A 24,606-nucleotide genomic window follows, 5' to 3' on the forward strand; every position below is an offset into this window, starting at 1 on the left:
AAATACCATGACCAGCACTGATACTCGTGTCATCGCACACTGGCTGGACGGCAAGTCGTTCGCCGGAACATCCGAGAACACCGCCCCCGTCACCAACCCCGCCACCGGACAGATCACCGGCCGACTCGCCCTGGCGAACCTCGAGGACGCCCGCGCTGTCATCGACGCTGCTGCGGCGGCCTTCCCCGCCTGGCGTGATACCTCCCTGGCCCGGCGCACACAGATACTGTTCAACTTCCGCGAACTTCTCAACGCTCGCAAAGGCGAACTCGCCGCGATCATCACAGCCGAGCACGGCAAGGTCCTCTCCGACGCTCTCGGCGAAATCAGCCGCGGGCAGGAGGTGGTCGAATTCGCCTGCGGAATACCGCATCTCCTCAAGGGCGGATACACCGAGAATGCATCGACCAAGGTCGACGTCTACTCCATCCGCCAACCCCTCGGCCCCGTCGGCATCATCTCCCCCTTCAACTTTCCCGCGATGGTCCCCATGTGGTTCTTCCCGGTCGCCATCGCCGCCGGGAACACCGTGGTTCTCAAGCCCTCGGAGAAGGACCCCACCGCGGCGATCTGGCTCGCCGAACTCTGGGCCGAAGCCGGTCTGCCTCCCGGCGTCTTCAACGTCCTCCAAGGTGACAAGCTCGCCGTCGACGAACTCCTGGAAAACAAAGCAGTCAAAGCGATTTCGTTTGTCGGATCCACCCCCATCGCCCAGTACGTCTATGCCACCGGCACCGCCAACGGCAAACGAGTGCAAGCACTCGGCGGCGCCAAGAATCACGCCATCGTTCTGCCGGACGCCGACCTCGACCTTGCCGCCGACGCAATGGTCAACGCCGGATTCGGCTCCGCGGGCGAACGGTGCATGGCGATCTCCGCCCTGGTCGCAGTCGGCGACATCGCCGACGAACTGGTCGCCAAGATCGTCGAGCGCACCACTCCCCTCGTCACCGGTGACGGCACCAAGAACTCCGACATGGGTCCGCTCGTCACCAAGGCCCACCGCGACAAGGTCGCCTCCTACGTCGATGCCGGCGAGAAGGACGGCGCCACCATCGTGGTCGACGGACGCACAGTCCAGGCCGATGGTGGACCGGACGGCTTCTGGCTGGGGCCCACCCTCATCGACAATGTCACTACCGACATGTCGATCTACACCGACGAAATCTTCGGACCTGTCCTCTCCGTCGTGCGCGTCGATACCTACGACCAAGCCCTCGAACTGATCAACGACAACCCGTACGGCAACGGCACCGCCATCTTCACCAACGACGGCGGCGCTGCCAGACGCTTCCAGAACGAGGTGGAGGTCGGCATGATCGGCATCAATGTCCCCATCCCGGTTCCCATGGCCTACTACAGCTTCGGCGGCTGGAAGAACAGCCTCTTCGGTGACACCCACGCTCACGGGACCGAAGGTGTTCATTTCTTCACGCGAGGTAAAGCCGTCACCAGTCGCTGGCTCGACCCCAGCCACGGCGGTATCAACCTCGGCTTCCCCGAGAACAGCTAACCGGCAAGACATCTGTGGCCGAGACTCTCGAAGAGTCTCGGCCACAGATGTTTTCGAGAGGTCTACGCGACCGTGGGGTGGTACGTCAGTACCTGAACTCCGGATTCGTACCGACGATCGTCCTTCAACTCGAGGACGATCTTGTCGGCCGATTCGGGGAACACTCTCCCGCCGGACCCGAGAATGACCGGAAAGACCATCAGTCGCAACTCGTCGACCAGACCGGCCAGCAACAACGCGTGGACGAGCGTCCGACTTCCCGCCACCAGAATCTCGCCGTCGATCTGCTCCTTGAGCTTCGGGACAGATTCCTCGATGGGACCGTCGAGCGCCGTCGAGTTGTTCCACTCGAGTGGCTCCGTCGAACTCGTGACGACGTACTTGGGCATCTCGTTCATCTTGTCCGCGAAGCCTTGGTCGTCCTCGCGGTCAGGCCAGGCACCGGCAAAGCTCTCGTAGGTCCGCCGACCGAGTAGAAGCACGTCCGCGGCGAGGGTTTCGTCGAGTTTGAACTTCATCTGATCGCCCTCCTGGTACGGAAAGACCCATCCAGAATGCGCATAGCCCGGTTCACCACCGGGCGCTTCCATGACCATGTCCAAAGACACGAATTCCGTCACCACGATCTTGCCCATACCGATCCCCTGTCGTCAGTGTTCCTGCACCGTGCGAGTAGTCGACTACCCCACTGTTACAGACTCTGGTTGGTCGGGGAACTCATCGACGGCAATCGGCAGCGTCAGCACCCGAAGAGTCAGCACACAACCCAGGCGCCGTTCTCTTTGATCAACGTGATGTCCTCGCGCATCATCCGGGACGGATCCTCGGTGCTGTAATGGCGAGTGTCGGCCGTCGCCGAATCCCCGTTCACCACGATGTTCTCCACACCGTCCAGCCTCAGACTGGCAAGTGTGTCGTCGAATGGCGACTCGTCGCCCCGCGGACTCTCGCTGCGCATCGAACTGCACTGAGTGCTGTCCACTGCCTCCCAGTCCCTTGCCGCCATGAATTCGAAACTCTTACCGACGACTGCCGAAATTTGACTCTCGGCCGACGGCTCCGACTCGCCGGAGCACCCCACCGCAGCTACCAACGCTCCAAGAAGCGTCATTGCCGCGAGCGTCCGGCGTCCGCGTATACCTGCGAGGTTCATCCGTCCACTATGCCCGATCTACAAACCGAATCGTCTGTTTTCGATCTCCGCGCTAGCGTGGCGATTCGGACGTTCCCTCCGGTTCGCATACCCTCGTATATCGATGATGTGGCGTCGAAAGTGTGCAGTGGCAGTTGCCGGAACAGTGCTCTCAGGAAGCATTGTGTTCACCGGTGTCGTAGGGACCTCGGGAATCGCCGGCGCCCAACCGGCCCCGCCGCCGCCCACCACCACCGAGGCTCCGTTCACCACACCCAACACCGACAGCTGCCCGTTCACCAGTCTCCCGGCGCCGGCGATCGATCTCTCCGAAGCACCCGCGCCCGGATCCACGGCACCCACCGCTGTCCCGATTCCGGAAAGCCCCGTCGGTGGAGACAAACTCGGCGAGTGCGGCGTCGTACTTCCAGACGGCGCTCCCCCGCTCCCGGCCGATATCGCGGCATCCGGATGGGTACTCGCGGACGCCGAGACCGGTGAAGTCCTCGCCGCCAAAGATCCGCACGGTCGCTACCGACCGGCCAGCACCATCAAGATGCTGTTGGCTCTCGTCGCACTCGACGAACTCGATCTCGACACCGAAATCACTGCAACCGCCGAAGACGCGGACGCTGAAGGTAGCGCTGTCGGCATCGGCAAGGGCGGCAAGTACACCAACCGGCAACTGATGCAGGGTCTGGTCATGGCGTCGGGAAACGATGCCGCACATGCTCTTGCCCGCCAACTCGGCGGCGACGCTGCGGCCGTGTCGAAGATGAACGCCCTCGCCGCCGACCTCGGCGCCCTCGACACCCGCACGGCAACTCCATCCGGACTCGACGGCCCGGGCATGAGCAGCTCGCCGTACGACCTGGCCGTGATCTTCCATACCGCCCTGCAGAATCCGACGTTTGCCGGTCTGATCCATACCGAAACCGTCGAGTTTCCCGGCTTCCCCAAGGATCCGACGATTCCTGACGATCAGGACCGCCCTGGATTCACACTGGCGAACGACAACCAGTTGCTCTACAACTACGACGGCGCTTTGGGCGGCAAGACCGGCTTCACCGACGACGCCCGCCACACGTACGTGGGTGCTGCGGAGCGCAACGGCCGGAAACTACTGGTGACATTGATGGGCGGCGAAGCCAAGCCGATCCGTCCGTGGGAACAGGCTGCCCGTCTTCTCGATTACGGCTATGCGCTCCCCGCGAGCACAACCGTCGGCTCGTTGACGGACCGATCCACCGACGACGCCACGCCCGACGTCACTCGCACACCGTCTGCCGCCGCACCAGGATCGATCTCGGCAGCACCCACCGCTACCGACGCCGAGTCGGACACCACTGACCGCATCCTCGTCGGTGCTGTCGGCGCAGTAGTGGTGATCGCGTTGGTGGCGGGAGCAGTTGCTCTCAACCGTCGAAGGCGCTAGCGCGGCCGACGACGCATGAAGCCCGAAAGTCCCAGACCTGCAACCGCACCCGTGGCGATCAACGCAGCCACGCGCGATGGTGAAGCCCCGTCACTGACAACGATTCGGGGCGAGATCACGGCTGGGTCCGGCGGTGGAACGAACGCCAGAGCCATGCTTTCCTTGGTCGTCGCCGCCCACGCCGTGCAGAACAGCAGCATCCTCGACGCCGTGAAGACGAACACGAGCAAACCGATGATCGGGCCGAATGCCACGCCCGCCGGGCCGCTGGTGACGGCCGCGAGGTAGATCGCACCTACCTGCTTGAAGATCTCGAACACGACCGCGGCGATAAGCGCTGCCTGCGCGGCGCTACGCAGCGTGACAGGCTCGCGCGGTAGCCGGGCAATCACCCACAGGAACACCGCCCACGTCGCCAGGAGTGAGAGCACCAGTGAAACGACTCTGAGCCCGACTCCGACACCGGTGATGTTCTCGAGGTTGAGCCATTTGAGGATCTGAGTCGCAACCGGCCCGCTACTCAAGGCCGACATGCCCAGCGAGACGACCATGGCGAGAGCCAGACCGATCAGGGCACCAGCGTCACCGAGCTTGGTACGCAGGAAACCCTTCGGCTCGCGCTTGCTCTCCCACATCGCCGTCAGTGCGTCACGAACATTGGCCATCCAACCGAGACCCGCGTACGCGGCACCCAGGAGACCGAAGATTCCGACGCTCGCGCGCGAGTCGATGGCCGAATCGATCAGCGTGTTGATGGTGTCACCCAAGCTGCCCGGAATGCTCTTGGTGATCTGCTCCTGAATCGACTCCAAGTACTCGGGATGCCCGGCCAATACGAAGCCGGCCACGGCAAACGCGACCATCATGATCGGAATCAGTGCGAGAACACTGAAGTACGTGATTCCTGCAGCGTAGTAATCGCCTTTTTGCTCTTGGAACCGTCCAGCCGCGCGAACCAGATGATCGAGCCATGGTCGCGCTGCCCGTTGCTTCTCGAGAAAGCTCGGTGCGTCGTCGTCCGTGTCAGCCATTGCCGTCCCCCTCATGTTCGGTCAGGCGTCGTGAGTCCGAATTCGCGTCGGTCAGCCCTTCGGTGCCAGGAATCCGACCTTGTCATAGACAGCAGCGAGAGTGCGTGAAGACACCTCACGGGCGCGGTGCGCTCCGGCCGCGATGATGCGATCCAGCTCCGCCTCGTCGGCAAGGTAACCGTCGACCTTCGCCTTGAGCGGGGTGACGAACTCGGTCAGCACATCAGCGGTATCGGTCTTGAGGTCGCCGTACCCCTTGCCCTCGTAGCCGGCCACCAGAGTCTCGATCGGTACTCCCGAGAGAGCCGACTGAATGGTGAGCAGGTTGCTCACGCCCGGTTTGGCCTGCGGATCGAAGCGAATCTCGCGCTCGTTGTCGGTGACCGCCGACTTGATCTTCTTCGCCGACACCTTGGGATCGTCGAGCAGATTGATCAGTCCGGCTGCACTGGCAGCGGACTTGCTCATCTTCGCGGTCGGATCCTGCAGGTCGTAGATCTTTGCCGTGCCCTTGATGATCTGCGGTTCGGGAACAACGAACGCCTTGCCGTAGCGGGTATTGAACCGGCCGGCCAGATCGCGTGCGAGTTCGAGGTGCTGACGCTGATCCTCACCGACCGGAACTCGCTGCGGGCGGTACAGAAGAATGTCCGCGGCCATCAGAACCGGATACGTGAACAAACCGACACTGGCGTTGTCGCTGCCTTGTTTGGCGGACTTGTCCTTGAACTGCGTCATACGGCTGGCTTCACCGAAACCGGTGATGCAGTTCAGGACCCACGCCAACTGCGCATGCTCGGGAACCTGACTCTGCACGAACAGCGTCGCCCGATCGGGATCGATACCCACTGCAAGCAACTGAGCGACCGCCACCTTGGTGCGACGACGCAGTTCCTTCGGGTCCTGCGTCACCGTGATGGCGTGAAGATCCGGAATGAAGTAGAAAGCGTCGAAATCGTCCTGCAACGGAACCCACTGCTGCAGCGCGCCCAGGTAGTTGCCGAGGTGGAAAGAATCCGACGTCGGCTGGATGCCGGAAAGCACGCGAGGCTTTGCGGTGGGCTTCTGTTCTGCAGGGGTCGACATGGTTCCGATCTTTTCACGAGTGGAAATCAGTGCAGTGGCGTGGTGCCCGGGTAGGTGAGTTCGACGAGGTCGTCACCGCGGGCAGTGAGGTCGTCCGCGCCGAATTGGTAGACGGTCCGGAAAACGACGGGTTCCCATTCTTCGGCGTAGAAGTCCATCGTTTCGCGGAACCACTCCAACTGATCCTGTTGCTCGGACAGTAGAGAACCCGCACCGCGGACCACAACTACATATCCGGCGCCGAGTCCGAGTACGTCGTCGAGATCGCGCATGACATCGTCGAAAGCGTCTTTGTTGCGCCCGAAGTGGGACGGAAACTGGAAGGCCGCCGCGAACTCGTCGAAGAGCTGCGCCGTTGTTCGCATGTTCTCTCCGCGAACCACCCGAACGACAAAATTCTCGCCACGGAGTTCCCGTGCAAGATCATCCGCAACGGCCGGGTCGCCCTGCAGCGCCACCGAAGCCACATCCGAAGACGGATCCAGCCACTGCACCACGCTGACCGTGGACGAGTCGGACATCAGCGAATCCTCACAAACGTGTCGTAGTGATCGAGGGTGTACCACGCCGAACCGTCGTTGCCGGTGACGATCCGCTCGGCATCGCGACCTTGGCCGTTCTTCTTCGCGTTGACGTCCCATTCCTGGTAGACGACACGTCCGCCACCAGCACCGACCGCGGGTAGACGCCCTTCGCTGTTGCGGAAGGTGATGCCGCCCTTCGTGCCCGGCGCATTGGCGGAATCCGGCCACCGCCCGGCGTCGATCTCCACCAGCGTGGCGAGAACCCGCGCCGGCGCATCGCTGCTTGCCTGCTGCGTTGACTTGGCAGCGGAACTCGACGGCTCGGAACTCGACGGCTCGGAACTCGACGGCGCAGCCTTGGTAGTTGCACCCGGTTTGGCTCGAGCACTCGAAGGCTGGACACTCGCGGACTTCGTAACCGACGACGATGACGCCGAAGATGCCGAACTGTCGGAGTCCCGCGAAGACAGGGTGACCGCCAGCACGAGTGCCACCACCGCCACGACAACCGTGATGATGGCGTTGCGCGTCTTTGCGCTCGGCATTTTCAGACCTTCAGGCATGCGCGTCCCTACCGGTACGAGACGGTGACAGGTGCGTGATCCGACCATCGGAGGTCGTAGGACTCAGCGCGTTCGACGACCGCGACCTTGGCCCGCTCGGCGTATCCGCGGGTGGCAACCTGGTAGTCGATACGCCAACCCGAATCGTTGTCGAAGGCCTTGCCGCGGTACGACCACCACGAGTACGGACCGTCGACACCCGGATGGAGGGTGCGGAAGACATCGACCCACGCGGAATCTTCGGCGAACAGCAGATCCATCCAGGCGCGCTCCTCGGGAAGGAATCCCGAAGACTTCTTGTTGGTCTTCCAGTTCTTGAGGTCGAGTTCGGTGTGCGCGATGTTCCAATCGCCACTGACCACCACGTGACGATCGGCAGCCTCGGCCGCCGCAGCGGTGGTAGCGAGGTGAACTGCGAAGGACGCCATGAACCGCTCCTTCTCCTCCTGCTTCGGCGTGAGCGCCTCACCGGACGGCAGGTACAGGCTCGCGACGGTCAGATCCGCGAAGTCGGCTTCGATGTATCGGCCGGCGTCGAGAAACTCGTCGTCCCCGTGGCCGATCCGCACCGCGTCAGGCTCGGTACGTGAGAGCACCGCGACTCCGTTTCGTCCCTTCGCAGACGGCTCGGCGGAGACCAGGAACCATCCGTTGCCGAGCGCTGGTTCGAGAGTCTCGCGAAGCTGATCGTCCGACGCACGCGTTTCCTGAAGGCAGATGAAATCCGCCGACGTCTTCTCCAGCCAGTCGAGCATGCCCTTGCGGGCCGCTGCTCGAACGCCGTTGACGTTCACGGACGTGATGGTGTGGGGCGCAAGAATGTGGGAGTCAGCAGTTTGTGGCACGGCAAGCACCGTAGCCGATTCCACCGACGCGGATGGGCTCCCAGGTCAGCGCACGGCCCTACGCTGCAGAATCACCGCAACCGCCAGCACGACGAGACCTGCGACGGCCAGCAACGACCCAACTGCCGCCGGCGCGGTGTACCCGTAACCAGCCGCGATGACGACGCCGCCGATCCACGCTCCGAAGGCATTGGCGATGTTCAGCGCGGCGTGATTGAGAGAGGCAGCCAAGGTCTGAGCGTCCTCGGCGACATCCATCAACCGTGTCTGGAGGCCGGGAACCATCGAGGACCCGGCGAGCCCGATGAGGAAGACGAAGACAAGCGCCGTGTACGGATTGCGCACGGCGATCACGAAGACCGCGAGAATCACCACGAGGGATCCCATCGACAGGAACAAACCCTTCATCAGTGCGCGATCCGCGAGGTATCCGCCGACGAAGTTGCCGGCCACCATGCCCAGTCCGTACAGCATGAGTGCGAGGGGAATGAACGAAGCGCCGAGCCCGGACACGTCGGTGAGAGTCGTACTGATGTAGGTGTAAACGGCAAACATGCCGCCGAATCCGACCATGCCCACGATCAAGGTCATCCACACCTGAACGCGGCCGAGCGCTCCGAGTTCGGTGATCGGATTCGTCACCGGCATACCGTCCAAACGCGGTATCCAGACGAACAGCGAAGCAACCGTTGCCACCCCGATTACGGCGACCAAGGCGAAGGCGCTGCGCCAGCCGAGTGCCTGGCCGATCCAGGCCGCGACCGGCACCCCGATCACGTTGGCCACGGAAAGGCCCATCATCACCATGGCCACGGCCTTCGCGCGTTTTCCCGGTTCGGCCAGGTGAGCTGCGACCAGTGCGGCGACTCCGAAGTAGGCGCCGTGCGGCAATCCGGCGACGAAGCGAGCCATCATCAGCGTCGTGTAGGAGGGCGCGAAAACCGAAGCGGCATTGCCGACGGTGAAAGCGACCATGAGTGCGATCAACAGCGTGCGGCGCGGTACTCGTGCGGTGAGTGCGGCGATCAGCGGAGCGCCGACGACAACGCCGAGCGCGTATGCGGAGATCACGTGGCCCGCGACGGGTTCCGAGACGCCGAGCCCGGATGCCATTTCCGGGAGCAATCCCATGGCGACGAACTCGGTGGTGCCGATACCGAAACCGCCGAGGGCGAGAGCGAGCATCGCCGGACCTCTGGTGGAACGAACCCCGGGAGTCGAGGTGTCAGAACGGGAGAGGGTAGACGAAGTCACTGATCAATTGTGGTCTCACATCTGGTTGAACTTCCAAGTGAGAGCGGGTGAGTTCACTCACGTGAGACCACGAACACAAATGGGACGCCCGGTTTCCCGGACGTCCCATCTGAAAGGTGAAGCGGTGAATCTACTTCGCGGCCATGGCCTTCTGCAGGTTCACGTCGAGTGCGCCGAGGAACTCCTCGGTGGTCAGGTAGCCCTGATCGCCGCCGACCAGCATCGAGAGGTCCTTGGTCATCTGGCCGCTTTCGACGGTCTTGATGACAACGTCTTCGAGCGCCTGCGCGAAGCCGATGACCTCAGGGGTGCTGTCGAGCTTGCCACGATGCTCGAGCCCGCGGGTCCACGCGAAGATGGACGCGATCGGGTTGGTCGAGGTGGGCTTGCCCTGCTGGTGCTGACGGTAGTGACGCGTCACGGTGCCGTGAGCAGCCTCTGCCTCACAGGTCTTTCCGTCCGGTGTCAGCAGAACCGACGTCATGAGGCCGAGCGAGCCGAAGCCCTGGGCCACGGTGTCGGACTGGACGTCGCCGTCGTAGTTCTTGCATGCCCAGACGTAGCCGCCCTCCCACTTGAGTGCGGAAGCGACCATGTCGTCGATGAGGCGGTGCTCGTAGGTCAGACCTGCGGCATCGAACTCAGCCTTGAACTCGGTCTCGTAGACGTGCTGGAAGATGTCCTTGAAGGCACCGTCGTACGCCTTGAGAATGGTGTTCTTGGTGGACAGGTACACCGGGTAGTTCTGCTGCAGTCCGTAGGTGAGCGACGCGCGAGCGAAGTCACGGATGGACGTGGTGAAGTTGTACTGCCCCTGGACGACGCCGCCCTCTTCGGGGAAGTTGACCAGTTCGTGCTCGATCGGTGCGCTGCCGTCCTCAGGCGTGTAGGTGATCATCACCTTGCCGGGGCCGGGGACCTTGAAGTCTGTGGCGCGGTACTGGTCGCCGAATGCGTGACGGCCGATGATGATCGGCTTGGTCCAGCCCGGAACGAGTCGCGGAACGTTGGAGATGATGATCGGTGCGCGGAAGATCGTGCCGCCGAGAATGTTGCGGATCGTTCCGTTCGGGGAACGCCACATCTTCTTGAGACCGAATTCCTCGACACGTGCCTCGTCCGGCGTGATCGTGGCGCATTTGACGCCGACGCCGTGCTTCTGGATCGCGTGCGCTGCGTCGATGGTGACCTGGTCGTCGGTCTCGTCGCGGTACTCGATACCGAGGTCGTAGTACTCGAGGTTCACATCGAGATACGGATGGATCAACTTGTCTTTGATGAACTGCCAGATAATGCGCGTCATCTCATCGCCGTCGAGTTCGACGACGGTGCCCTCAACCTTGATTTTGGACATGGGTGCTTCGCGTCCTCCTAGGAAGTTTCCCTGGTTACACGGTTGCGGTCACACTTTGTGAGTGGGTCCGCGAACGGTTCGATTATCAAACCTAGACGGTGTGGACTGATCTCGGGAGATGAGTCCCAAACAAGACAAGCGTACTGCTAACCCGTGAGGCTGCAACCGGCAGGTCCACCCACCGGTCTCTACTCGCGAGTAACTTTTGCCTGCTAGTGGGCTGCGTCGCTCTGTCTCGCGTGCGGTCGCGGCTCACATTTCGCCCCGTGTCAGGACTGCGCTCACTTCCCGGTAGAATCCGACTTGGTCATGAGTGCCAGCGTCAAGCCCCGGCTCGCTGGACGGCAACCCTCCAACCGCGGTGGGGTGCCCCGGGTGATGACCAGGTTTCCCGACGTGGATCTGCTCACGCAGTTCCACCGCAATTCGGGTGACAAGCGCGGGTCCGACAGGGACGGACCCCAGACCGGGCCGAGCCCCACGGAGGTAACTCAGTATGTGTCGCACTTGTAGATAGACCCCAGCACGGGGCGGCGATCCTTCGCCCCCGTCCGACATCTATCCGTCAGACCACTGGAGTGAACAAATCATGACCGACAACACAGCCGACGCCGCAGCAACTTCTGATCCGACCGCCAACTGGTCGTTCGAGACAAAGCAGGTGCACGCCGGGCAAACAGCGGACACCGCCACCAATGCGCGCGCTCTGCCGATCTACCAGACCACCAGCTACGTCTTCGACAGCACCGATCACGCTGCGGCACTGTTCGGCCTCGCCGAGCCGGGCAACATCTACACGCGGATCATGAATCCCACACAGGACGCCGTCGAGCAGCGCATCGCCGCCCTCGAAGGCGGAGTCGCCGCACTCCTGCTGTCCTCGGGTCAGGCTGCCGAGACCATCGCGATCCTCAACATTGCCGAGGCCGGCGACCACATCGTCTCCAGCCCGTACCTGTACGGCGGCACGTACAACCTCCTGCATTACACGCTTCGCAAGCTGGGCATCGAAGTCACGTTCGTCGAGGATCCCGACGATCTCGAGCAATGGCGCGACGCCATTCGCCCGAACACGAAGGCCTTCTACGGCGAGACGATCGCCAATCCCAAGAACCACATCCTCGATCTCCCAGGAATCTCGTCGTTGGCCCACGAGAACGGTCTCCCGTTGATCGTGGACAACACCGTTGCGACGCCGTACCTGCTCCGCCCACTCGAGCACGGCGCCGACATCGTCGTTCACTCCGCCACCAAATACCTTGGCGGACACGGCACAGCAATCGCCGGCGTCATCGTCGACGGTGGCACCTTCGACTGGACGCAGGGTCGCCACACGAACTTCACGACGCCTGATCCCAGCTACCACGGCGTCACCTTCGCAGACCTCGGCGCGCCGGCATTTGCACTCAAGGCGCGCGTCCAGCTGCTGCGTGATCTCGGCTCCGCCGTGGCGCCCTTCAACGCGTTCCTCATCGCGCAGGGCATCGAAACCTTGAGCCTGCGCATCGAGCGTCACGTGTCCAATGCACAAAAGGTCGCCGAATTCCTCGACGGCCACGGCGAGGTGGCCTCCGTTTCCTACGCGGGACTCCCGTCCTCACCATGGTTCGAACGCGGAAAGCAGCTGACGCCCAAGGGAACCGGCGCCATCGTCACCTTCGAACTGCCCGGCGGTATCGATGCGGGCAAGACGTTCGTCAACGCCCTGACGCTGCACAGCCACGTCGCCAACATCGGTGACGTTCGCTCACTCGTCATCCACCCTGCCTCGACGACGCATTCGCAGCTCACCCCCGAAGAGCAGCTAGCCTCCGGTGTCACACCCGGGCTCGTCCGCCTCGCGGTCGGAATCGAAGGAATCGACGACATCCTCGCCGATCTCACCGTCGGCCTGGCTGCGGTGGCAAACTCGTGACCGTGAACGAATTGGAGCCCAGGATCGACCTCCTCCCCCCGCCCGACGGCCAGGTGGGGTTCGTCGACATCGGTGCCTTGGAACTCGAGAGCGGCGCGGTACTCCCATCGGTTTCGCTCGCCGTTCAGCGGTGGGGTGAGCTGTCCCCGAACCGCGACAACGTCGTACTCGTCGAGCACGCACTGACCGGAGACTCACACGTCACCGGACCGATCTCCGCAAATCAGCCCTCCCCCGGCTGGTGGAACGGAATGGTCGGCGCCGGCGAACCGATCGACACGGGCGAATGGTGCGTCATCGCAACCAATGTCCTCGGTGGTTGTCGCGGCACGACCGGTCCCAGTTCGCTGGCCGACGACGGCAAGCCGTGGGGCAGCAGGTTCCCGGAGATTTCCATCCGGGATCAGATCGCAGCGGAGAAGAAGCTCGTCGATCTTCTCGGGATCGACCAGTTGGCCTCGGTAGTCGGCGGATCCATGGGCGGCATGCGCACGCTCGAATGGGCAGTAACCTACCCGGACAGCATTCGCTCCGCGTTGGTGCTCGCAACCGGTTCACGGGCCACTGCGGATCAGATCGGCACCCAGACGACGCAGATCGCTGCCATCGTGTCCGACCCGGACTGGCAGGGCGGTGACTACCACGGAACGGGGCGGGTACCTCGCGCCGGACTCGGCATCGCCCGTCGCATCGCGCACCTGACGTACCGCACCGAGTCCGAACTGGACGCGCGCTTCGAGAACTCTGCTCAGAACGACGAAAACCCTTGGAACGGTGGACGATACGCCGTCCAGAGCTACCTGGAACATCAGGCAGACAAGCTCGTCGACCGCTTCGACCCGAGCACGTACGTCCTCCTGACCGAGGCCATGAACCGGCACGACATCGGTCGTGGACGCGGCGGCGTTGCGGCGGCGTTGGCATCGATCACAGCGCCGGTCGTCGTGGGCGGCGTGGACTCGGATCGGCTGTATCCCCTTCGTTTGCAGGAGGAGATCGCCGACGGCATTTCCACGTGCTCCGGCCTCGAGATCCTCAAGTCCAAGGACGGCCACGACGGCTTCCTGACGGAGGCGGACGCTGTCGCCGGACTGCTGCGCCGAACGATGGAGTTCGCACGCACGGCCCGCTGATCCGGCACAGAGCCACATTTTCAGGATCCGTCAATGTCGGGAAAACCACAGCTGATCTGCAGGTTTTCCCGACATTTTCATTGGCGTACCCGAGCTGGCGCGGCTAGCATCGGCGAACGTGAATCAGCCATGCTCGACGCGCCTGCAGGCTACGTACATTCCCGAGCACATGTCGTTCGCGTTCTGGGGTGATGCAGACCCGGAAGCGCGACTGGCGGAGCTGGGGATGCCGACCGGGTCGCCGGGCATCTGCCGCCTCGCGATCCCGGTCGACGAGTCGATCGCAGCAACCGACGTCGAAGCGCAACTGCTCGACCTCGCCACCGCGATCGACGCCCTGCACACCCTCGATGCACGTCGCGACGACCTCGGACCGTCGTTGCTCGCATGGAAGCGCGTCGTCGACACCGGCGCACATGACATTCCGACCGCAGCGCATGCCGCGATCGAGCGCGACGACACGAAAATCAGAAGCGCCCGGTCCACGGTGCGATTATTCACGCAAGCGCGCGTGGCAATCGAGAGTCTTCGCCGAGCACAGATTCAGGCGACATTGCGCCCGTATCAAGTGCACGGAGTTGCCTGGTTGACTGCGCTGTCGGGTTCGGGCGGTGGAATTCTCGCCGACGAGATGGGTTTGGGCAAGACACTGCAAGCGATTTCGATGATCGCGATCCGCGCGGACGACGGTCCGCATCTGGTCGTGTGTCCCACCTCGGTGATAGGAAACTGGCGCCGCGAGATCGAGCGATTCGCTCCGCATCTGCCACTGCACGTTCATCACGGAACCGCTCGCGCACTTCCCACTCGTATCCCCGCCGGCACCACGGTTCTGACCAGCTACAGCGTCTTGCGTTCCGACACAGCCCAATTGGCCCCGATCCAGTGGAGTTCGGCGACCTTCGACGAGGCGCAACAGATCAAGAACCCCGCTTCCCTCGCTGCGAAAGCAGCAATGCAGTTGTCGGCCGACGTCAAGGTGGCGATGACGGGCACGCCGGTGGAGAACCGCCTCGAAGAATTGTGGTCGCTCTTTCGCGTCGCCAATCCCGAAGTCCTCGGAACTCGCGCACGTTTTCGCCAACGGTTTGCCGTACCGATCGAATCCGGTCGATCCGCCACCGCGGCGACCAGGCTTGCCGCGGTCATCGATCCTTTCATTCTGCGCAGAACCAAAGACACAGTGGCCAAGGATCTTCCGCCCAAGCAATTCTCCACCGTCTCGTGCACTCTGACGTCGGAACAAGCGCGCATCTATCGGTCTGCTGTAGTAGATGCTTTCGACACCGGTTTGGGTACGGGAATTGCCCGGCGCGGCAACATCCTTGCGCTTCTGACCACCCTCAAGCAGGTATGCAATCACCCGGCGCAGGTCACCGGCGATACGGACGACCTCTACGGAAGATCCGGAAAGCTCGACCGCGCAACGGAAATGATCGCCGAGATCGTCGATGACGGCGATCGCGCGCTGATATTCACGCAGTACCGGACGATGGGCGAGATGCTCTCGCGGCATCTGGGATCCGAGTTGGGAATCGGCGCAATCCCCTTCCTCCATGGCGGCCTGAACACCGACAAGCGAGACGGGATGGTCGACGCCTTCCAGAACGACGCGGATTCCCCGCCGGTTCTGATTCTGAGCCTGCGAGCCGCAGGCTTCGGCCTCAACCTCACGCGTGCGAGTCACGTCGTGCACTACGACCGGTGGTGGAATCCGGCCGTCGAAGATCAGGCAACCGACCGGGCACACCGCATCGGCCAGAAGCGCACCGTCAACGTCCACACCTTGGTGACCGGCGGAACCGTGGAGGATCACATCGCAGCGATGCACGAGTCCAAACGAGCTGTGGCCGACGCTGTTTCCGGGAACGTCGAGGCCGCCCTGGCCGATCTCCCCGACACCGAACTGCGTGAACTTCTCGAACTGGACGGCGCGGTGATCATCTGATGGCCAACGAATTCGGCGTCACCGCTTGGGGTCGAGCGTGGCTGCGGACGGTGGAGCGGACGGCGGCATCAGGTCCGAACCCGTCCCTGCCGACAGCCCGTACCCTGGCACGCAACGGTTCCGTGGAGTTCACCGTCGTCTCATCGGGGACCGTCGTAGCCGAGGTGAGCACCAAAGCAAAAACTTCGTCGGTGACGATTGGTGTCCCGCTCTGGACCACATCCGAGATCGCTGCAGTGAAGAACCTTCTCCGCTCGGCGGGAAAGGCCAACAGATCCGTCTCCACCGGCGAACTGCCGGACAGCATCGTCACCGAACTGCAGGCTCGAAATATCGCAGTCGCCGTTGATCTTTCGGAGTGCACTGCCAACTGCGACTGCTCAGGTCGACGCTCGCCGTGCGTTCACCATCTCGCCGCGATCTACGCCCTCGCCGGGCGAATCGACGAGGAACCTGCACTCGCGGTGACGCTGCGAAGTGCGCCGGTCAAGGCTGGAAAGAAGTCGACATCCACACATCCGCCGGAGTGGATCCCTCTGAGTGATATCGACATTCGCTCGTTTTACGGGGACTGATCTTCTCAGTCGGTGCCGAGCGGATCGATGGTCAGGGCGAGCGTCGCGATCAACACACCCATGACGCCCATCGCCGCGGTGTCGAAGACCCTTCCACGCACCGCGAGCAACCCCACACGATTCTCGGGAACGAACCACCGAGCAGCAGCACCGATGATGACGGCAACACCGAATACGAGGGCGCCGCGACGCCACCGGTCGGCCAGCACGAGAACGACGGCTGCCGCGATCACGGCGAGGACCGCGAGCATGGGCAGATTCTTCTTCGCGAGGCCGACCAGTGAGGACATCGGACTCAGGCTCCGGCCAGAACCCGCTCGGCGCGCTCGACCACGTTGGTGATCAGGAACGCGCGGGTCAGCGGTCCGACACCACCGGGGTTGGGTGAGACGAATCCGGCGACCTCGTTGACGTCGGCTGCGACGTCACCGCGCAGGCCGTCGTCGGTGCGGCTGACGCCGACGTCGAGGGCCGCTGCTCCGGGCTTGACCATGTCCGCGGTGATGAGGCCGGGAACGCCGGCGGCGGCGACGATGATGTCGGCGCGGCGAACCTCGGCTGCGAGATCGCGGGTACCGGTGTGGCAGAGCGTGACCGTCGCGTTCTCGCTACGACGCGTCAGCAGCAATCCGATCGGACGACCGACCGTGACGCCGCGTCCGACAACCACCACGTGTGCACCGGCAATCGGGACCTCGTAGCGACGCAGAAGATGGAGGATTCCACGTGGGGTGCACGGCAGCGGGGCTTCCTTGCCCAACACCAGTCGACCGAGGTTGACCGGATGCAAGCCGTCGGCATCCTTGTCGGGGTCGATACGCTCGAGGGCCGCGTTCTCGTCGAGGTGCTTGGGGAGCGGCAACTGCACGATGTAGCCGGTGCACTCGGGATTGGCATTGAGTTCGTCGATCGTCGCGTTGAGCTGTTCCTGCGTGATGTCGGCAGGCAGGTCACGTCGCAAGGAATTGATACCGACCTTGGCGCAGTCGTTGTGCTTGCCGCGCACGTAAGCCGCGGATCCGGGGTCGTCGCCCACCAGGATGGTGCCCAAGCCGGGTGTGATGCCCTCTGCCTTCAGAGCGCTCACCCGCACCTTCAGGTCTTCGAAGATTTCGTCGCGGGTAGCTTTGCCGTCGAGGATCGTTGCAGTCACGGCGACCATTGTTCCAGGTTAGGGTCGATGAGTGACAACGGCTCCGGAACTACGCGGCCCGAGGGTGCTCCTCTCCCCCGTCTCGCCCGACCATCACGCTCGTCTGCGGGCAATTCACCTGCACCCGGACGTCGTGCAGTGGTGGCAGAATCCCGACGACGACTGGCCTGCGGCGCCGGAGGCCGGCACCACGCGCTACAGCATCTTCTACGACGACCACTTGATCGGCTTCATCCAGTGGTACGAAGCGGAAGACAACCCCGACTTCCGCCACGCCGGTCTCGACTTGTTCCTCGATCCCGACTTTCACAGCAAAGGGTTCGGCCGCGAATCGATACGGGTGCTGTGTGCCCATCTGATCGACGACCTCGCATTTCACCGTCTTGTCATCGACCCGGAAGTCGACAACTCCGTCGCCATCGCTTGCTACCGATCAGTGGGCTTCAAGGACGTCGGGGTGATGCGCGAGTACTCGCGAGATCGCCACGGTAAGTGGAAGGACGGCCTGCTGATGGATCTGCTCGCACGGGAATTCATCCGCTGATCGACAGGCCCCGGCCCGAGAGGACAGACATCATGTTGCTGGACAAGGAATTCACGGCCCCCTTGCAGAAGAGTGACGCCAAGGGTGGGTGGACCTACGTCATCTGGCCGGAGTCCGCCGAGTTCTTCGGCACCCGCGGCCTGGTCAAGGTTCGCGGGACGATCGACGGACATCCGTTCCAGAGTTCGTTCATGGCCTTGGGAGACGGCAACCACAAGCTGCCGGTCAAAGCCGATCTCCGCAAAGCCATCGGCAAGGAGGCGGGCGAACTGGTGACCGTGCACCTCGAGGAGCGCGTGCAGAGCTAGGCGCTACTACTTCATGTCGACGACAAGACCGTGCGCCGACGCATAAGCCACGGCCTGCATCAACTCGATCTGCGCGTTTCCGACAGACGCGGACGTCCACAGACTCGGGTCGATCCGCGCACCGCGCAGGTCTGCACCTTCGAGTTTGAGTCCACCCGTGCGAGCACCGGACAGATCCGCCGACGCCAGAACCGCGCCCCGCATGTCGGCCCGAACCAAGTTCGCTTCACGGAAGCGGCACGAGGTGAAGTCGATCTTCCTCAAGTCCGCCCCGCCCAGTGAGGTCAACGAGAAGTCGACTTCATCGAGCGTCAACGGCCGGATACGGCAACCGTCGAACGTCGAACCGAGCAGACTGCAGTTTCGGAACGTGCTGTGCCACAGGCTGGTCCGAGCAAAATTGCACGAGCGGAACGCTGTTCCCGTGTGCACGGACTCCCCCAGATCGGTGCCGGTGAAATCACAGTCCGTGAACACCACCGACTCCGTCGTGAGTCCGGTGAGGTCGGCGTCTCGGAAATTGCAGTTGGTGAAAGTGCGCTGACGCCACTTCTGCCCGGCCAGCCGCGCGTCTGAATAGTCTTCGCCGACGACGTCGTCGGATTCTTCGGGGAGCATGACGTCCATACTGCCCCGCCACACCGACACCGGTTCAGCGCCCCTGATGGCAGCGGACAATCAGCCGGCCGACACCCAGCGATCTCGTCCGTCGCTACCAATCCCACATACCATCGCTCTGCCCTTTGTCGTCACGCCTGTTGCTCCAGGTGTCGAACAGAATGATCCCGGATTTACCGTTCCTCCCGACGGTTTCGGAGGAACGTAGGCGGGTTCCGTTGTCTTCGGCGGCGTGTACGCCGGGGCGGGCGGAACGTACGGCGTAGTCGTGGTCTCCGGGACCTGCGGAACCAGCGGCACGATCGCCACGGTGGTTGTCGTCGTCGGCGGCACGATCGTTGTCGTCGTCGGCACGGGGGACGAAGTCGTGGTCTTCGTCGTCGACGGGACAGTGCTCTTGGTTGTCGTCGCAGCAGTTGTCGTCGCAGCAACTGTCGTCGAAGAGGTCACAGCAGGCGTCGTTGATTCTTCCGACTTGCCCGCTCCCGTTGCCGCGGCGATGGCAACCAACCCCACGACTGCTGCGCCGGCGATCCACGGCCACTTACGCCGCGTCTTGCCTTCCTCGGCGTTTGCGTCCGGCACTGCCGATCCGGGTGCACCGAAGACCTGCGTGGGAGTGCCGAAAGCCTGAGTGGGTGCGTCGACGCCCTTGGGCCGTGTCTGCGCGGTCCACTGCTGACCGTCCCAGTAACGGTCGATCGTGGGGTCGAAGGGGTCGGGGTTCCAACCGGCGGGAGGGTTCATCAAAAGTCCGTTCTGCGAAGAGTGCCGGAAATAGGTTCGCACGGACTGGCCGGTTTGTTACCAATTCGCCCACACACCTCGACTGCCCTTCTCACGGACGCGGGCACCGCTGGGCCGCCCGGTACAGTTCCTCGAGTGTTCCGAGTGATGTTCCACGAGCCCCGCATCCCACCCAACACCGGAAACGCGATCCGCATGGTCGCGGGCACCGGTTGCGAACTGCACCTGGTCGGCCCTCTCGGGTTCGACCTGTCGGAGCCGAAGCTCAAGCGCGCAGGCTTGGATTACCACGATCTGGCTACTGTCACGGTCCACGAGAACCTGGCCGCTGCCTGGGACGCCGTCACTCCCGCTCGCGTGTTCGCCTTCACCGCGCACGCGACCACGTCGTATGCCGATATCGCCTACCAACCCGGCGACGTCCTGCTGTTCGGGCCCGAGCCCACCGGACTGTCCGAAGAGGTATTGGCGGACGAACACGTCACCGAGCGCCTGCGTATCCCGATGCTTCCCGGACGCCGGTCCCTCAACCTGTCCAACGCTGCCGCCCTCGTGACGTACGAGGCGTGGCGTCAGCACGGGTTCAAGGGCGCCGTCTGATCGACGTCAGTAGACGTCTCGGACGTACCGCTTCTCGGCCGAGAGAGCCTTCACGTACGCCTCCGCACTACGAGGTGCCAGTTTTCCGTGTTGAGCGACCACCCCGTTGAGGGCACTGTCGACGTCCTTAGCCATCCGGTTGGCATCGCCGCAGACGTAGAAGTGCGCTCCCTTCTGCAACCACTCCCACAGCAGCGCACCCCGCTCACGCATCCGGTCCTGCACGTAGACCTTGTCGGCTTGATCCCGGGAAAATGCGAGGTCGAGTTCGGTGAGGAATCCGTCTTTCCGCAATTCTTCGATTTCTTCGCGGTAGTAGAAGTCGGTAGCGGCGTGCTGTTCCCCGAAGAACAGCCAGTTCGGACCCGTGTGCCCCAATGCCCGCCGCTCATGCAGGAAGGCACGGAACGGCGCGATGCCGGTCCCCGGTCCGACCATGATCATCGGGGTCTCGGGATCGGAAGGTGGCCGGAAATGGGTCGACTTTTGCACGTAGATACCGATGTCGTCATCGCGGGCGTGGTCGGCGAGGTAAGTCGAGCACACCCCACGCCGTGGGACACCCGCAATGTTGTATCGCACCGCGGACACCGTCAACTGCACTTCGCGTGGGTTCTCCTTCGGACTGGAAGAGATCGAATACAGCCGCGGCTGAAGCGGTTTGAGTAGCGAGAGCCATTCGTCCGTCGAGGCACGAACGGGCGACTGCGCGAGAATGTCGACGGACTGTCGTCCCCACGACCAGTCTTTGAGCGTGGAGACGTTCTCCGGCTTCAACAACTCGGCCAGGTCCGAATCGCGGGTTCGTTGATGCACGAACCGAATCATGTCGCTCGAGATTCGAGTGATCTCCAAGCGCTCGGTGAGCGCGGTACGCAAAGTCATGGAACCGTGCTGCCCCAAGTCGACGGTCTCCTCACCGTCGAGGCCGGTAAGGGTGAGCCACTCGTCGACGAACGGGGAACTGTTCCGCGGCCAGACTCCGAGAGCGTCTCCGGCTTCGTAACTGACAGTGTCGTCCGGAAGGTGAAAGCCCAACTGCCGCACGTCTTTGGAAGAGCCTGGCCGGTTGAGCACGATATTGCGCGTCAAGGCTGTGGCCAACGGCGCCTTCTTGTTGTATTGCAGCGGCGCCGACATCGCCGGTGAAATCGGCGCGGCCGCAACGGTTGTCCCAGAATTGTTCTTTGCAACGAGGACGTCGGTCGTCGCGCCAGCCTCCGAGCGCTGAAGTTCAGCCGTGACCGCGTCCAGCCATCCAGCAGCGGTGTCCTCGAAATCGGGCTCACAGTCGGCGCGATCGACGATACGACTGGCGCCCAGTTCGGCAAGGCGGGCGTCGAGCTTTCGTCCGTGTCCACAGAAGTCGGCATAGTTCGAGTCACCGAAAGCGATGACTGCATAACGTGTCTCGGCCATGCCGGGCACCGTGTCAGCAGACAATGCGTCCCAGAAACCGCTGCCGTTGTCCGGGGATTCGCCGTCACCGGAGGTACTGGTGATCAGCAGGACCTCTCTGGTAACTGCCAGGTCGGCGGCCGGGAACTCGTCCATCGCGTGCATCACCACGGGCAAGCCAACTTCCCCGAGACGAGCAGCGCAGGCTGCGGCAAACTCCTCCGCGTTTCCGGTCTGCGATGCCCAGAGCACCACGATCGGCGCGCGTTCCGGCGCAATGCCCGCACTCGATGGCAACGCAGGCCCATCCGCGTCTGGGAGTAAGGTCCGCGAGTACAGGCCGGCCAATACGCCGTCGACCCACATCCTCTTTTCGGTCTCGAACGGCGCAGTCGACGGCAAGGTCGGCACACCGGCCGTACGATCACCGTCCGCACGCAACGCCGCGAGAAGGCCGGCCAGGTAGCTCTGTTGCAGCGCATCGAATACCACTGCAGGTGTTCCTGTTTGACCGATGACCCCGGCCAGGACATCGGTTCGCGACAAAACCCGATCGTCCGGCGCAGGAGCCTCCCGCGGCGACTCGGCGAGCACTGTCTCGGGTGTGTTCACGGCGACCTTCGTCATAGTGACAGCACAGGCTTTGAACTCCGGTTGCTGCGAGGCAGGGTCAATCGCGTCGTTGGTGACGGCGTTGATGGACAGGTACTCACCGAAGGCGTCGTTCCAGTGAAACGGTGCGAAGCAGTTTCCCGGACGCACTCGGTCGGTGACAACCGCCGGGAGCACAGCGCGGCCGCGGCGTGAGGCAACCTCGATCGCATCCTTGTCGACGACGCCGAGCCTGGCGGCGTCGTCGGGATGGATCTCGACGAAGGGACCTGGGTTGAGTTTGTTCAGCTTGGCGACCTTGCCGGTCTTGGTCATGGTGTGCCACTGGTGCGCGAGACGACCGGTGTTGAGCAGGAATGGATAGTCGTCGTCGGGCATTTCGGCGGGAAGCATGTGCGGCCGTGCGAAGAACATCGCACGGCCAGTGGCGGTGGGAAATGCGAGCCGCGGAGTGCTGCCGTCCTCGCGGATCAGGAGCCTTTGACTGTCACCGTCATTGACGTATCGGATGGGATGACGGTCCTGATCACTGTCTGGCGGGCACGGCCACTGGATTGACGTCTTGCGGAGGCGCTCGTAGGTGACGCCGCGTAAGTCGTAGCCGGTCTTCGGATTCCAGAACTGCTTGATCTCCTCGAACACCTCTTCGGCGCAGGTATAGGTGAACGCCTCGCCATACCCCATCTCGCAGGCGATGCGGGCGATGATCTGCCAATCAGGCAGCGCCTGCCCGACCGGATCCAGCGCCTGCTGAAAGAGCGTCAGGTTGCGCTCGGAATTGATCATCACTCCGTCCGACTCTGTCCACAGTGACGCGGGTAGCAGAACATCGGCGTATTCGTTGGTCTCGGTACCCAGGAACGCATCCTGGGTGATGACGAGGTCAGCCTTCTCCAAGCCGTCGATGACGGTCTTGCGGTTGGCTACTGTTGCAACAGGATTGGTGCAGATGATCCAGCACGCCTTGATCTCCCCCGCCGCCATGCGGGAGAACAGGTCGATGGTCCCGCCGCCGATGTCGGTGCGCAGAGAACCCGCCGGGATCCCCCAACGCTCCTCGACGAATTCGCGATCGGCGTCGACCGTCACGGCACGCTGGCCGGGCAAACCTGGCCCCATGTAGCCCATTTCACGCCCGCCCATCGCGTTCGGCTGCCCGGTCAGCGAGAACGGACCGCTGCCGGGCTTGCAGATTGCTCCAGTCGCAAGGTGAAGGTTGCAGATGGCATTGGTGTTCCACGTGCCGTGGGTGCTCTGGTTCAACCCCATAGTCCAACAGCTCATCCAGTTGGCAGCCTCACCGATCCACTGCGCTGCAGTGCGGATGTCGGCTTCGGGGATACCCGTGATCTCACTGACCTTCTCCGGGGTGTACTCCGCGAGGAAACCGGGCATCACCTCCCAGCCTTCGGTGAAGTCGGCGATGAAGTCGGGATCGGTGTGGCCGTTCACGACGAGCAGGTGGAGGAGCCCGTTGAGTAGCGCAAGATCTGTGCCGGGAGCGATCTGCAGGAACAAGTTCGCCTTGTCCGCGGTGGCGCTGCGTCGAGGATCGACGACGATCAACTTCGCGCCTGCCTTGATCCGCTCCTGCATCCGCAGAAAGAGGATCGGATGGCAGTCCGCCATGTTCGCGCCCGTCACGAAGAACACGTCGGCGTGTTCGAAGTCCTGATAGGAACCGGGCGGTCCGTCGGCCCCGAGAGACTGCTTGTAGCCGGTGCCTGCACTCGCCATGCACAACCGGGAATTCGATTCGATCTGATTGGTTCCGATAAAGCCCTTGGCCAGTTTGTTCGACAAGTACTGGGCTTCGAGAGACATCTGCCCGGACACGTACAACGCAAACGCGTCGGGGCCGTGCTCGTCGATGATCCCACGGAGGCGGTGGGCGGTTTCGGTGATGACGGCACCGATGTCGGCCGATTCGATCGCATCACCTCGGTGTGGACGGCGATATGCAGATTCCATACGCCCCGGACCTGCGAGCATGTCTGCTGTCGTGGTCCCTTTGGTGCACAGACGCCCGAAGTTGGTGGGATGTGTCTTCAGACCGGAAGACTTCGCAGCCTTCCGACGACCCGTCTCCGGATCGGTGATGATGTCGAGGACGAGACCACAGCCGACCCCGCAGTACGCGCAGAGTGTGTCGACACTGGTGGTAGTGAGTTGAGCGCCCATCGATTCATGCATCCCTTCGACCGAGGATCAAGGTCGACTTCCATCTTCGGATGCAGTTGTTTCGGGAGTTCATGCCCGATGTTGCGTAACAATCACTCTTTCCTCACCGCCCCCTTCTGACCGATGTGCGGTCCCGG

Annotated in this window: 23 protein-coding genes, 1 pseudogene and 1 riboswitch; of the genes and pseudogenes, 10 read left to right on the forward strand and 14 right to left on the reverse strand. The window is 63.0% G+C overall.

Going from position 1 to position 24,606, the window contains the following annotated elements:
• Positions 1 to 7: 7 nt before the first annotated feature.
• A complete protein-coding gene (locus tag ABWI03_RS14635; protein ID WP_298778416.1) occupies positions 8 to 1,513 on the forward strand; it encodes a CoA-acylating methylmalonate-semialdehyde dehydrogenase in 1,506 nt (501 codons plus the stop codon).
• Between the two features lie 62 nt (positions 1,514 to 1,575).
• On the opposite strand, the gene ABWI03_RS14640 is transcribed toward ABWI03_RS14635, so the two are convergent.
• Together ABWI03_RS14640 and ABWI03_RS14645 are read right to left on the reverse strand one after the other, a co-directional pair.
• Positions 1,576 to 2,148, reverse strand: a complete 573-nt coding sequence (locus ABWI03_RS14640; protein WP_095968996.1) for a dihydrofolate reductase family protein — start codon at positions 2,146 to 2,148, stop codon at positions 1,576 to 1,578.
• Positions 2,149 to 2,267: 119 nt separating this feature from the next.
• Positions 2,268 to 2,666, reverse strand: a complete 399-nt coding sequence (locus ABWI03_RS14645) for an Rv0361 family membrane protein (protein ID WP_298778420.1) — start codon at positions 2,664 to 2,666, stop codon at positions 2,268 to 2,270.
• Between the two features lie 103 nt (positions 2,667 to 2,769).
• On the opposite strand from ABWI03_RS14645, the gene ABWI03_RS14650 reads away from it, so the two are divergent.
• On the forward strand, positions 2,770 to 4,080 hold the full coding sequence (locus ABWI03_RS14650; RefSeq protein ID WP_298778423.1) for a D-alanyl-D-alanine carboxypeptidase family protein: 1,311 nt from the start codon (positions 2,770 to 2,772) through the stop codon (positions 4,078 to 4,080).
• Here ABWI03_RS14650 and yhjD read toward each other — a convergent pair.
• The 7 genes from yhjD to ABWI03_RS14685 form a co-directional block, all read right to left on the reverse strand.
• A complete protein-coding gene (gene yhjD, locus ABWI03_RS14655) occupies positions 4,077 to 5,111 on the reverse strand; it encodes an inner membrane protein YhjD (RefSeq protein WP_166810992.1) in 1,035 nt (344 codons plus the stop codon). The two genes, ABWI03_RS14650 and yhjD, sit on opposite strands and share 4 nt — an antisense overlap.
• 51 nt (positions 5,112 to 5,162) lie before the next feature.
• Positions 5,163 to 6,197, reverse strand: coding sequence for a tryptophan--tRNA ligase (gene trpS / locus ABWI03_RS14660; protein WP_003941025.1), 1,035 nt, complete (start codon positions 6,195 to 6,197; stop codon positions 5,163 to 5,165).
• A 26-nt stretch (positions 6,198 to 6,223) separates the two neighbouring features.
• Positions 6,224 to 6,718 carry a barstar family protein gene (locus ABWI03_RS14665; RefSeq protein WP_124566483.1) on the reverse strand — a complete coding sequence of 165 codons (495 nt, stop codon included), beginning with the start codon at positions 6,716 to 6,718 and terminating at the stop codon, positions 6,224 to 6,226.
• Positions 6,718 to 7,266: a guanyl-specific ribonuclease gene (locus ABWI03_RS14670; protein ID WP_353798743.1), complete on the reverse strand. Its 549-nt coding sequence runs from the start codon at positions 7,264 to 7,266 to the stop codon at positions 6,718 to 6,720. Before ABWI03_RS14670 ends, ABWI03_RS14665 begins: the two co-directional genes overlap by 1 nt.
• Before the next feature lie 26 nt (positions 7,267 to 7,292).
• Positions 7,293 to 8,138: an exodeoxyribonuclease III gene (locus tag ABWI03_RS14675; protein WP_124566589.1), complete on the reverse strand. Its 846-nt coding sequence runs from the start codon at positions 8,136 to 8,138 to the stop codon at positions 7,293 to 7,295.
• Between the two features lie 36 nt (positions 8,139 to 8,174).
• On the reverse strand, positions 8,175 to 9,383 hold the full coding sequence (locus ABWI03_RS14680; protein ID WP_387412481.1) for an MFS transporter: 1,209 nt from the start codon (positions 9,381 to 9,383) through the stop codon (positions 8,175 to 8,177).
• A gap of 130 nt (positions 9,384 to 9,513) precedes the next feature.
• Positions 9,514 to 10,737 (reverse strand): NADP-dependent isocitrate dehydrogenase, encoded by a 1,224-nt coding sequence (locus ABWI03_RS14685; protein WP_003940772.1) that lies wholly within the window; start codon positions 10,735 to 10,737, stop codon positions 9,514 to 9,516.
• Between the two features lie 305 nt (positions 10,738 to 11,042).
• Positions 11,043 to 11,183, forward strand: a riboswitch (SAM riboswitch).
• A gap of 143 nt (positions 11,184 to 11,326) precedes the next feature.
• Between ABWI03_RS14685 and ABWI03_RS14690 the strand changes: the two genes are divergently transcribed.
• The 4 genes from ABWI03_RS14690 (at position 11,327) to ABWI03_RS14705 (ending at position 16,308) form a co-directional block, all read left to right on the forward strand.
• A complete protein-coding gene (locus ABWI03_RS14690) occupies positions 11,327 to 12,652 on the forward strand; it encodes a bifunctional o-acetylhomoserine/o-acetylserine sulfhydrylase (protein ID WP_124566484.1) in 1,326 nt (441 codons plus the stop codon).
• Positions 12,649 to 13,785 (forward strand): homoserine O-acetyltransferase MetX, encoded by a 1,137-nt coding sequence (gene metX, locus ABWI03_RS14695; RefSeq protein WP_124566485.1) that lies wholly within the window; start codon positions 12,649 to 12,651, stop codon positions 13,783 to 13,785. The genes ABWI03_RS14690 and metX overlap by 4 nt, the downstream gene beginning before the upstream one ends.
• Positions 13,786 to 13,903: 118 nt before the next feature.
• Complete coding sequence (locus ABWI03_RS14700) at positions 13,904 to 15,733, forward strand: DEAD/DEAH box helicase (protein WP_298778436.1); 1,830 nt, start codon at positions 13,904 to 13,906, stop codon at positions 15,731 to 15,733.
• Positions 15,733 to 16,308, forward strand: a complete 576-nt coding sequence (locus ABWI03_RS14705) for a hypothetical protein (protein ID WP_298778437.1) — start codon at positions 15,733 to 15,735, stop codon at positions 16,306 to 16,308. Before ABWI03_RS14700 ends, ABWI03_RS14705 begins: the two co-directional genes overlap by 1 nt.
• A 5-nt stretch (positions 16,309 to 16,313) precedes the next feature.
• Here the strand turns inward: ABWI03_RS14705 and ABWI03_RS14710 are convergent, their stop codons facing one another.
• Both ABWI03_RS14710 and ABWI03_RS14715 read right to left on the reverse strand, forming a co-directional pair.
• Positions 16,314 to 16,598, reverse strand: a complete 285-nt coding sequence (locus ABWI03_RS14710; RefSeq protein ID WP_003940740.1) for a DUF3017 domain-containing protein — start codon at positions 16,596 to 16,598, stop codon at positions 16,314 to 16,316.
• Positions 16,599 to 16,603: 5 nt separating this feature from the next.
• Entirely contained in the window at positions 16,604 to 17,461 is an 858-nt protein-coding gene (locus tag ABWI03_RS14715; RefSeq protein WP_298778440.1) for a bifunctional methylenetetrahydrofolate dehydrogenase/methenyltetrahydrofolate cyclohydrolase, read from the reverse strand.
• 31 nt (positions 17,462 to 17,492) lie between these two features.
• On the opposite strand from ABWI03_RS14715, the gene ABWI03_RS14720 reads away from it, so the two are divergent.
• Entirely contained in the window at positions 17,493 to 18,005 is a 513-nt protein-coding gene (locus ABWI03_RS14720) for a GNAT family N-acetyltransferase (protein ID WP_234036789.1), read from the forward strand.
• Between the two features lie 32 nt (positions 18,006 to 18,037).
• Positions 18,038 to 18,313, forward strand: coding sequence for a DUF1905 domain-containing protein (locus tag ABWI03_RS14725; protein ID WP_298778445.1), 276 nt, complete (start codon positions 18,038 to 18,040; stop codon positions 18,311 to 18,313).
• Between the two features lie 6 nt (positions 18,314 to 18,319).
• On the opposite strand, the gene ABWI03_RS14730 is transcribed toward ABWI03_RS14725, so the two are convergent.
• Positions 18,320 to 18,940, reverse strand: coding sequence for a pentapeptide repeat-containing protein (locus ABWI03_RS14730; RefSeq protein WP_095968982.1), 621 nt, complete (start codon positions 18,938 to 18,940; stop codon positions 18,320 to 18,322).
• Between the two features lie 223 nt (positions 18,941 to 19,163).
• Here ABWI03_RS14730 and ABWI03_RS14735 point away from each other — a divergent pair, with 223 nt between their 5' ends.
• Positions 19,164 to 19,565 (forward strand): hypothetical protein, encoded by a 402-nt coding sequence (locus tag ABWI03_RS14735; protein ID WP_298778787.1) that lies wholly within the window; start codon positions 19,164 to 19,166, stop codon positions 19,563 to 19,565.
• 17 nt (positions 19,566 to 19,582) lie between these two features.
• On the opposite strand, the pseudogene ABWI03_RS14740 reads toward ABWI03_RS14735, so the two are convergent.
• Positions 19,583 to 19,678, reverse strand: a pseudogene (locus ABWI03_RS14740) (DUF2510 domain-containing protein); the annotation flags it as partial.
• Positions 19,679 to 19,813: 135 nt separating this feature from the next.
• On the opposite strand from ABWI03_RS14740, the gene ABWI03_RS14745 reads away from it, so the two are divergent.
• Positions 19,814 to 20,278, forward strand: coding sequence for a tRNA (cytidine(34)-2'-O)-methyltransferase (locus ABWI03_RS14745; RefSeq protein ID WP_095968980.1), 465 nt, complete (start codon positions 19,814 to 19,816; stop codon positions 20,276 to 20,278).
• Positions 20,279 to 20,284: 6 nt separating this feature from the next.
• On the opposite strand, the gene ABWI03_RS14750 is transcribed toward ABWI03_RS14745, so the two are convergent.
• On the reverse strand, positions 20,285 to 24,469 hold the full coding sequence (locus ABWI03_RS14750) for a bifunctional nitrate reductase/sulfite reductase flavoprotein subunit alpha (protein ID WP_298778450.1): 4,185 nt from the start codon (positions 24,467 to 24,469) through the stop codon (positions 20,285 to 20,287).
• Positions 24,470 to 24,606 lie beyond the last annotated feature (137 nt).

The organism is Rhodococcus baikonurensis, assembly GCF_040489275.1.
Classification (GTDB): Bacteria; Actinomycetota; Actinomycetes; order Mycobacteriales; family Mycobacteriaceae; genus Rhodococcus_F; species Rhodococcus_F baikonurensis.

Bases quoted from the DNA above. Each gene is read 5' to 3' on its own strand.
- ABWI03_RS14635 (WP_298778416.1), top strand. From the start codon at position 8: ATGACCAGCACTGATACTCGTGTCATCGCACACTGGCTGGACGGCAAG.
- trpS (WP_003941025.1), bottom strand. From the start codon at position 6,197: ATGTCGACCCCTGCAGAACAGAAGCCCACCGCAAAGCCTCGCGTGCTT.
- ABWI03_RS14690 (WP_124566484.1), top strand. From the start codon at position 11,327: ATGACCGACAACACAGCCGACGCCGCAGCAACTTCTGATCCGACCGCC.
- yhjD (WP_166810992.1), bottom strand. From the start codon at position 5,111: ATGGCTGACACGGACGACGACGCACCGAGCTTTCTCGAGAAGCAACGG.
- ABWI03_RS14640 (WP_095968996.1), bottom strand. From the start codon at position 2,148: ATGGGCAAGATCGTGGTGACGGAATTCGTGTCTTTGGACATGGTCATG.
- ABWI03_RS14645 (WP_298778420.1), bottom strand. From the start codon at position 2,666: ATGAACCTCGCAGGTATACGCGGACGCCGGACGCTCGCGGCAATGACG.
- ABWI03_RS14730 (WP_095968982.1), bottom strand. From the start codon at position 18,940: ATGGACGTCATGCTCCCCGAAGAATCCGACGACGTCGTCGGCGAAGAC.
- ABWI03_RS14650 (WP_298778423.1), top strand. From the start codon at position 2,770: ATGATGTGGCGTCGAAAGTGTGCAGTGGCAGTTGCCGGAACAGTGCTC.
- ABWI03_RS14685 (WP_003940772.1), bottom strand. From the start codon at position 10,737: ATGTCCAAAATCAAGGTTGAGGGCACCGTCGTCGAACTCGACGGCGAT.
- ABWI03_RS14665 (WP_124566483.1), bottom strand. From the start codon at position 6,718: ATGTCCGACTCGTCCACGGTCAGCGTGGTGCAGTGGCTGGATCCGTCT.
- ABWI03_RS14710 (WP_003940740.1), bottom strand. From the start codon at position 16,598: ATGTCCTCACTGGTCGGCCTCGCGAAGAAGAATCTGCCCATGCTCGCG.
- ABWI03_RS14750 (WP_298778450.1), bottom strand. From the start codon at position 24,469: ATGGGCGCTCAACTCACTACCACCAGTGTCGACACACTCTGCGCGTAC.
- ABWI03_RS14725 (WP_298778445.1), top strand. From the start codon at position 18,038: ATGTTGCTGGACAAGGAATTCACGGCCCCCTTGCAGAAGAGTGACGCC.
- ABWI03_RS14705 (WP_298778437.1), top strand. From the start codon at position 15,733: ATGGCCAACGAATTCGGCGTCACCGCTTGGGGTCGAGCGTGGCTGCGG.
- ABWI03_RS14670 (WP_353798743.1), bottom strand. From the start codon at position 7,266: ATGCCGAGCGCAAAGACGCGCAACGCCATCATCACGGTTGTCGTGGCG.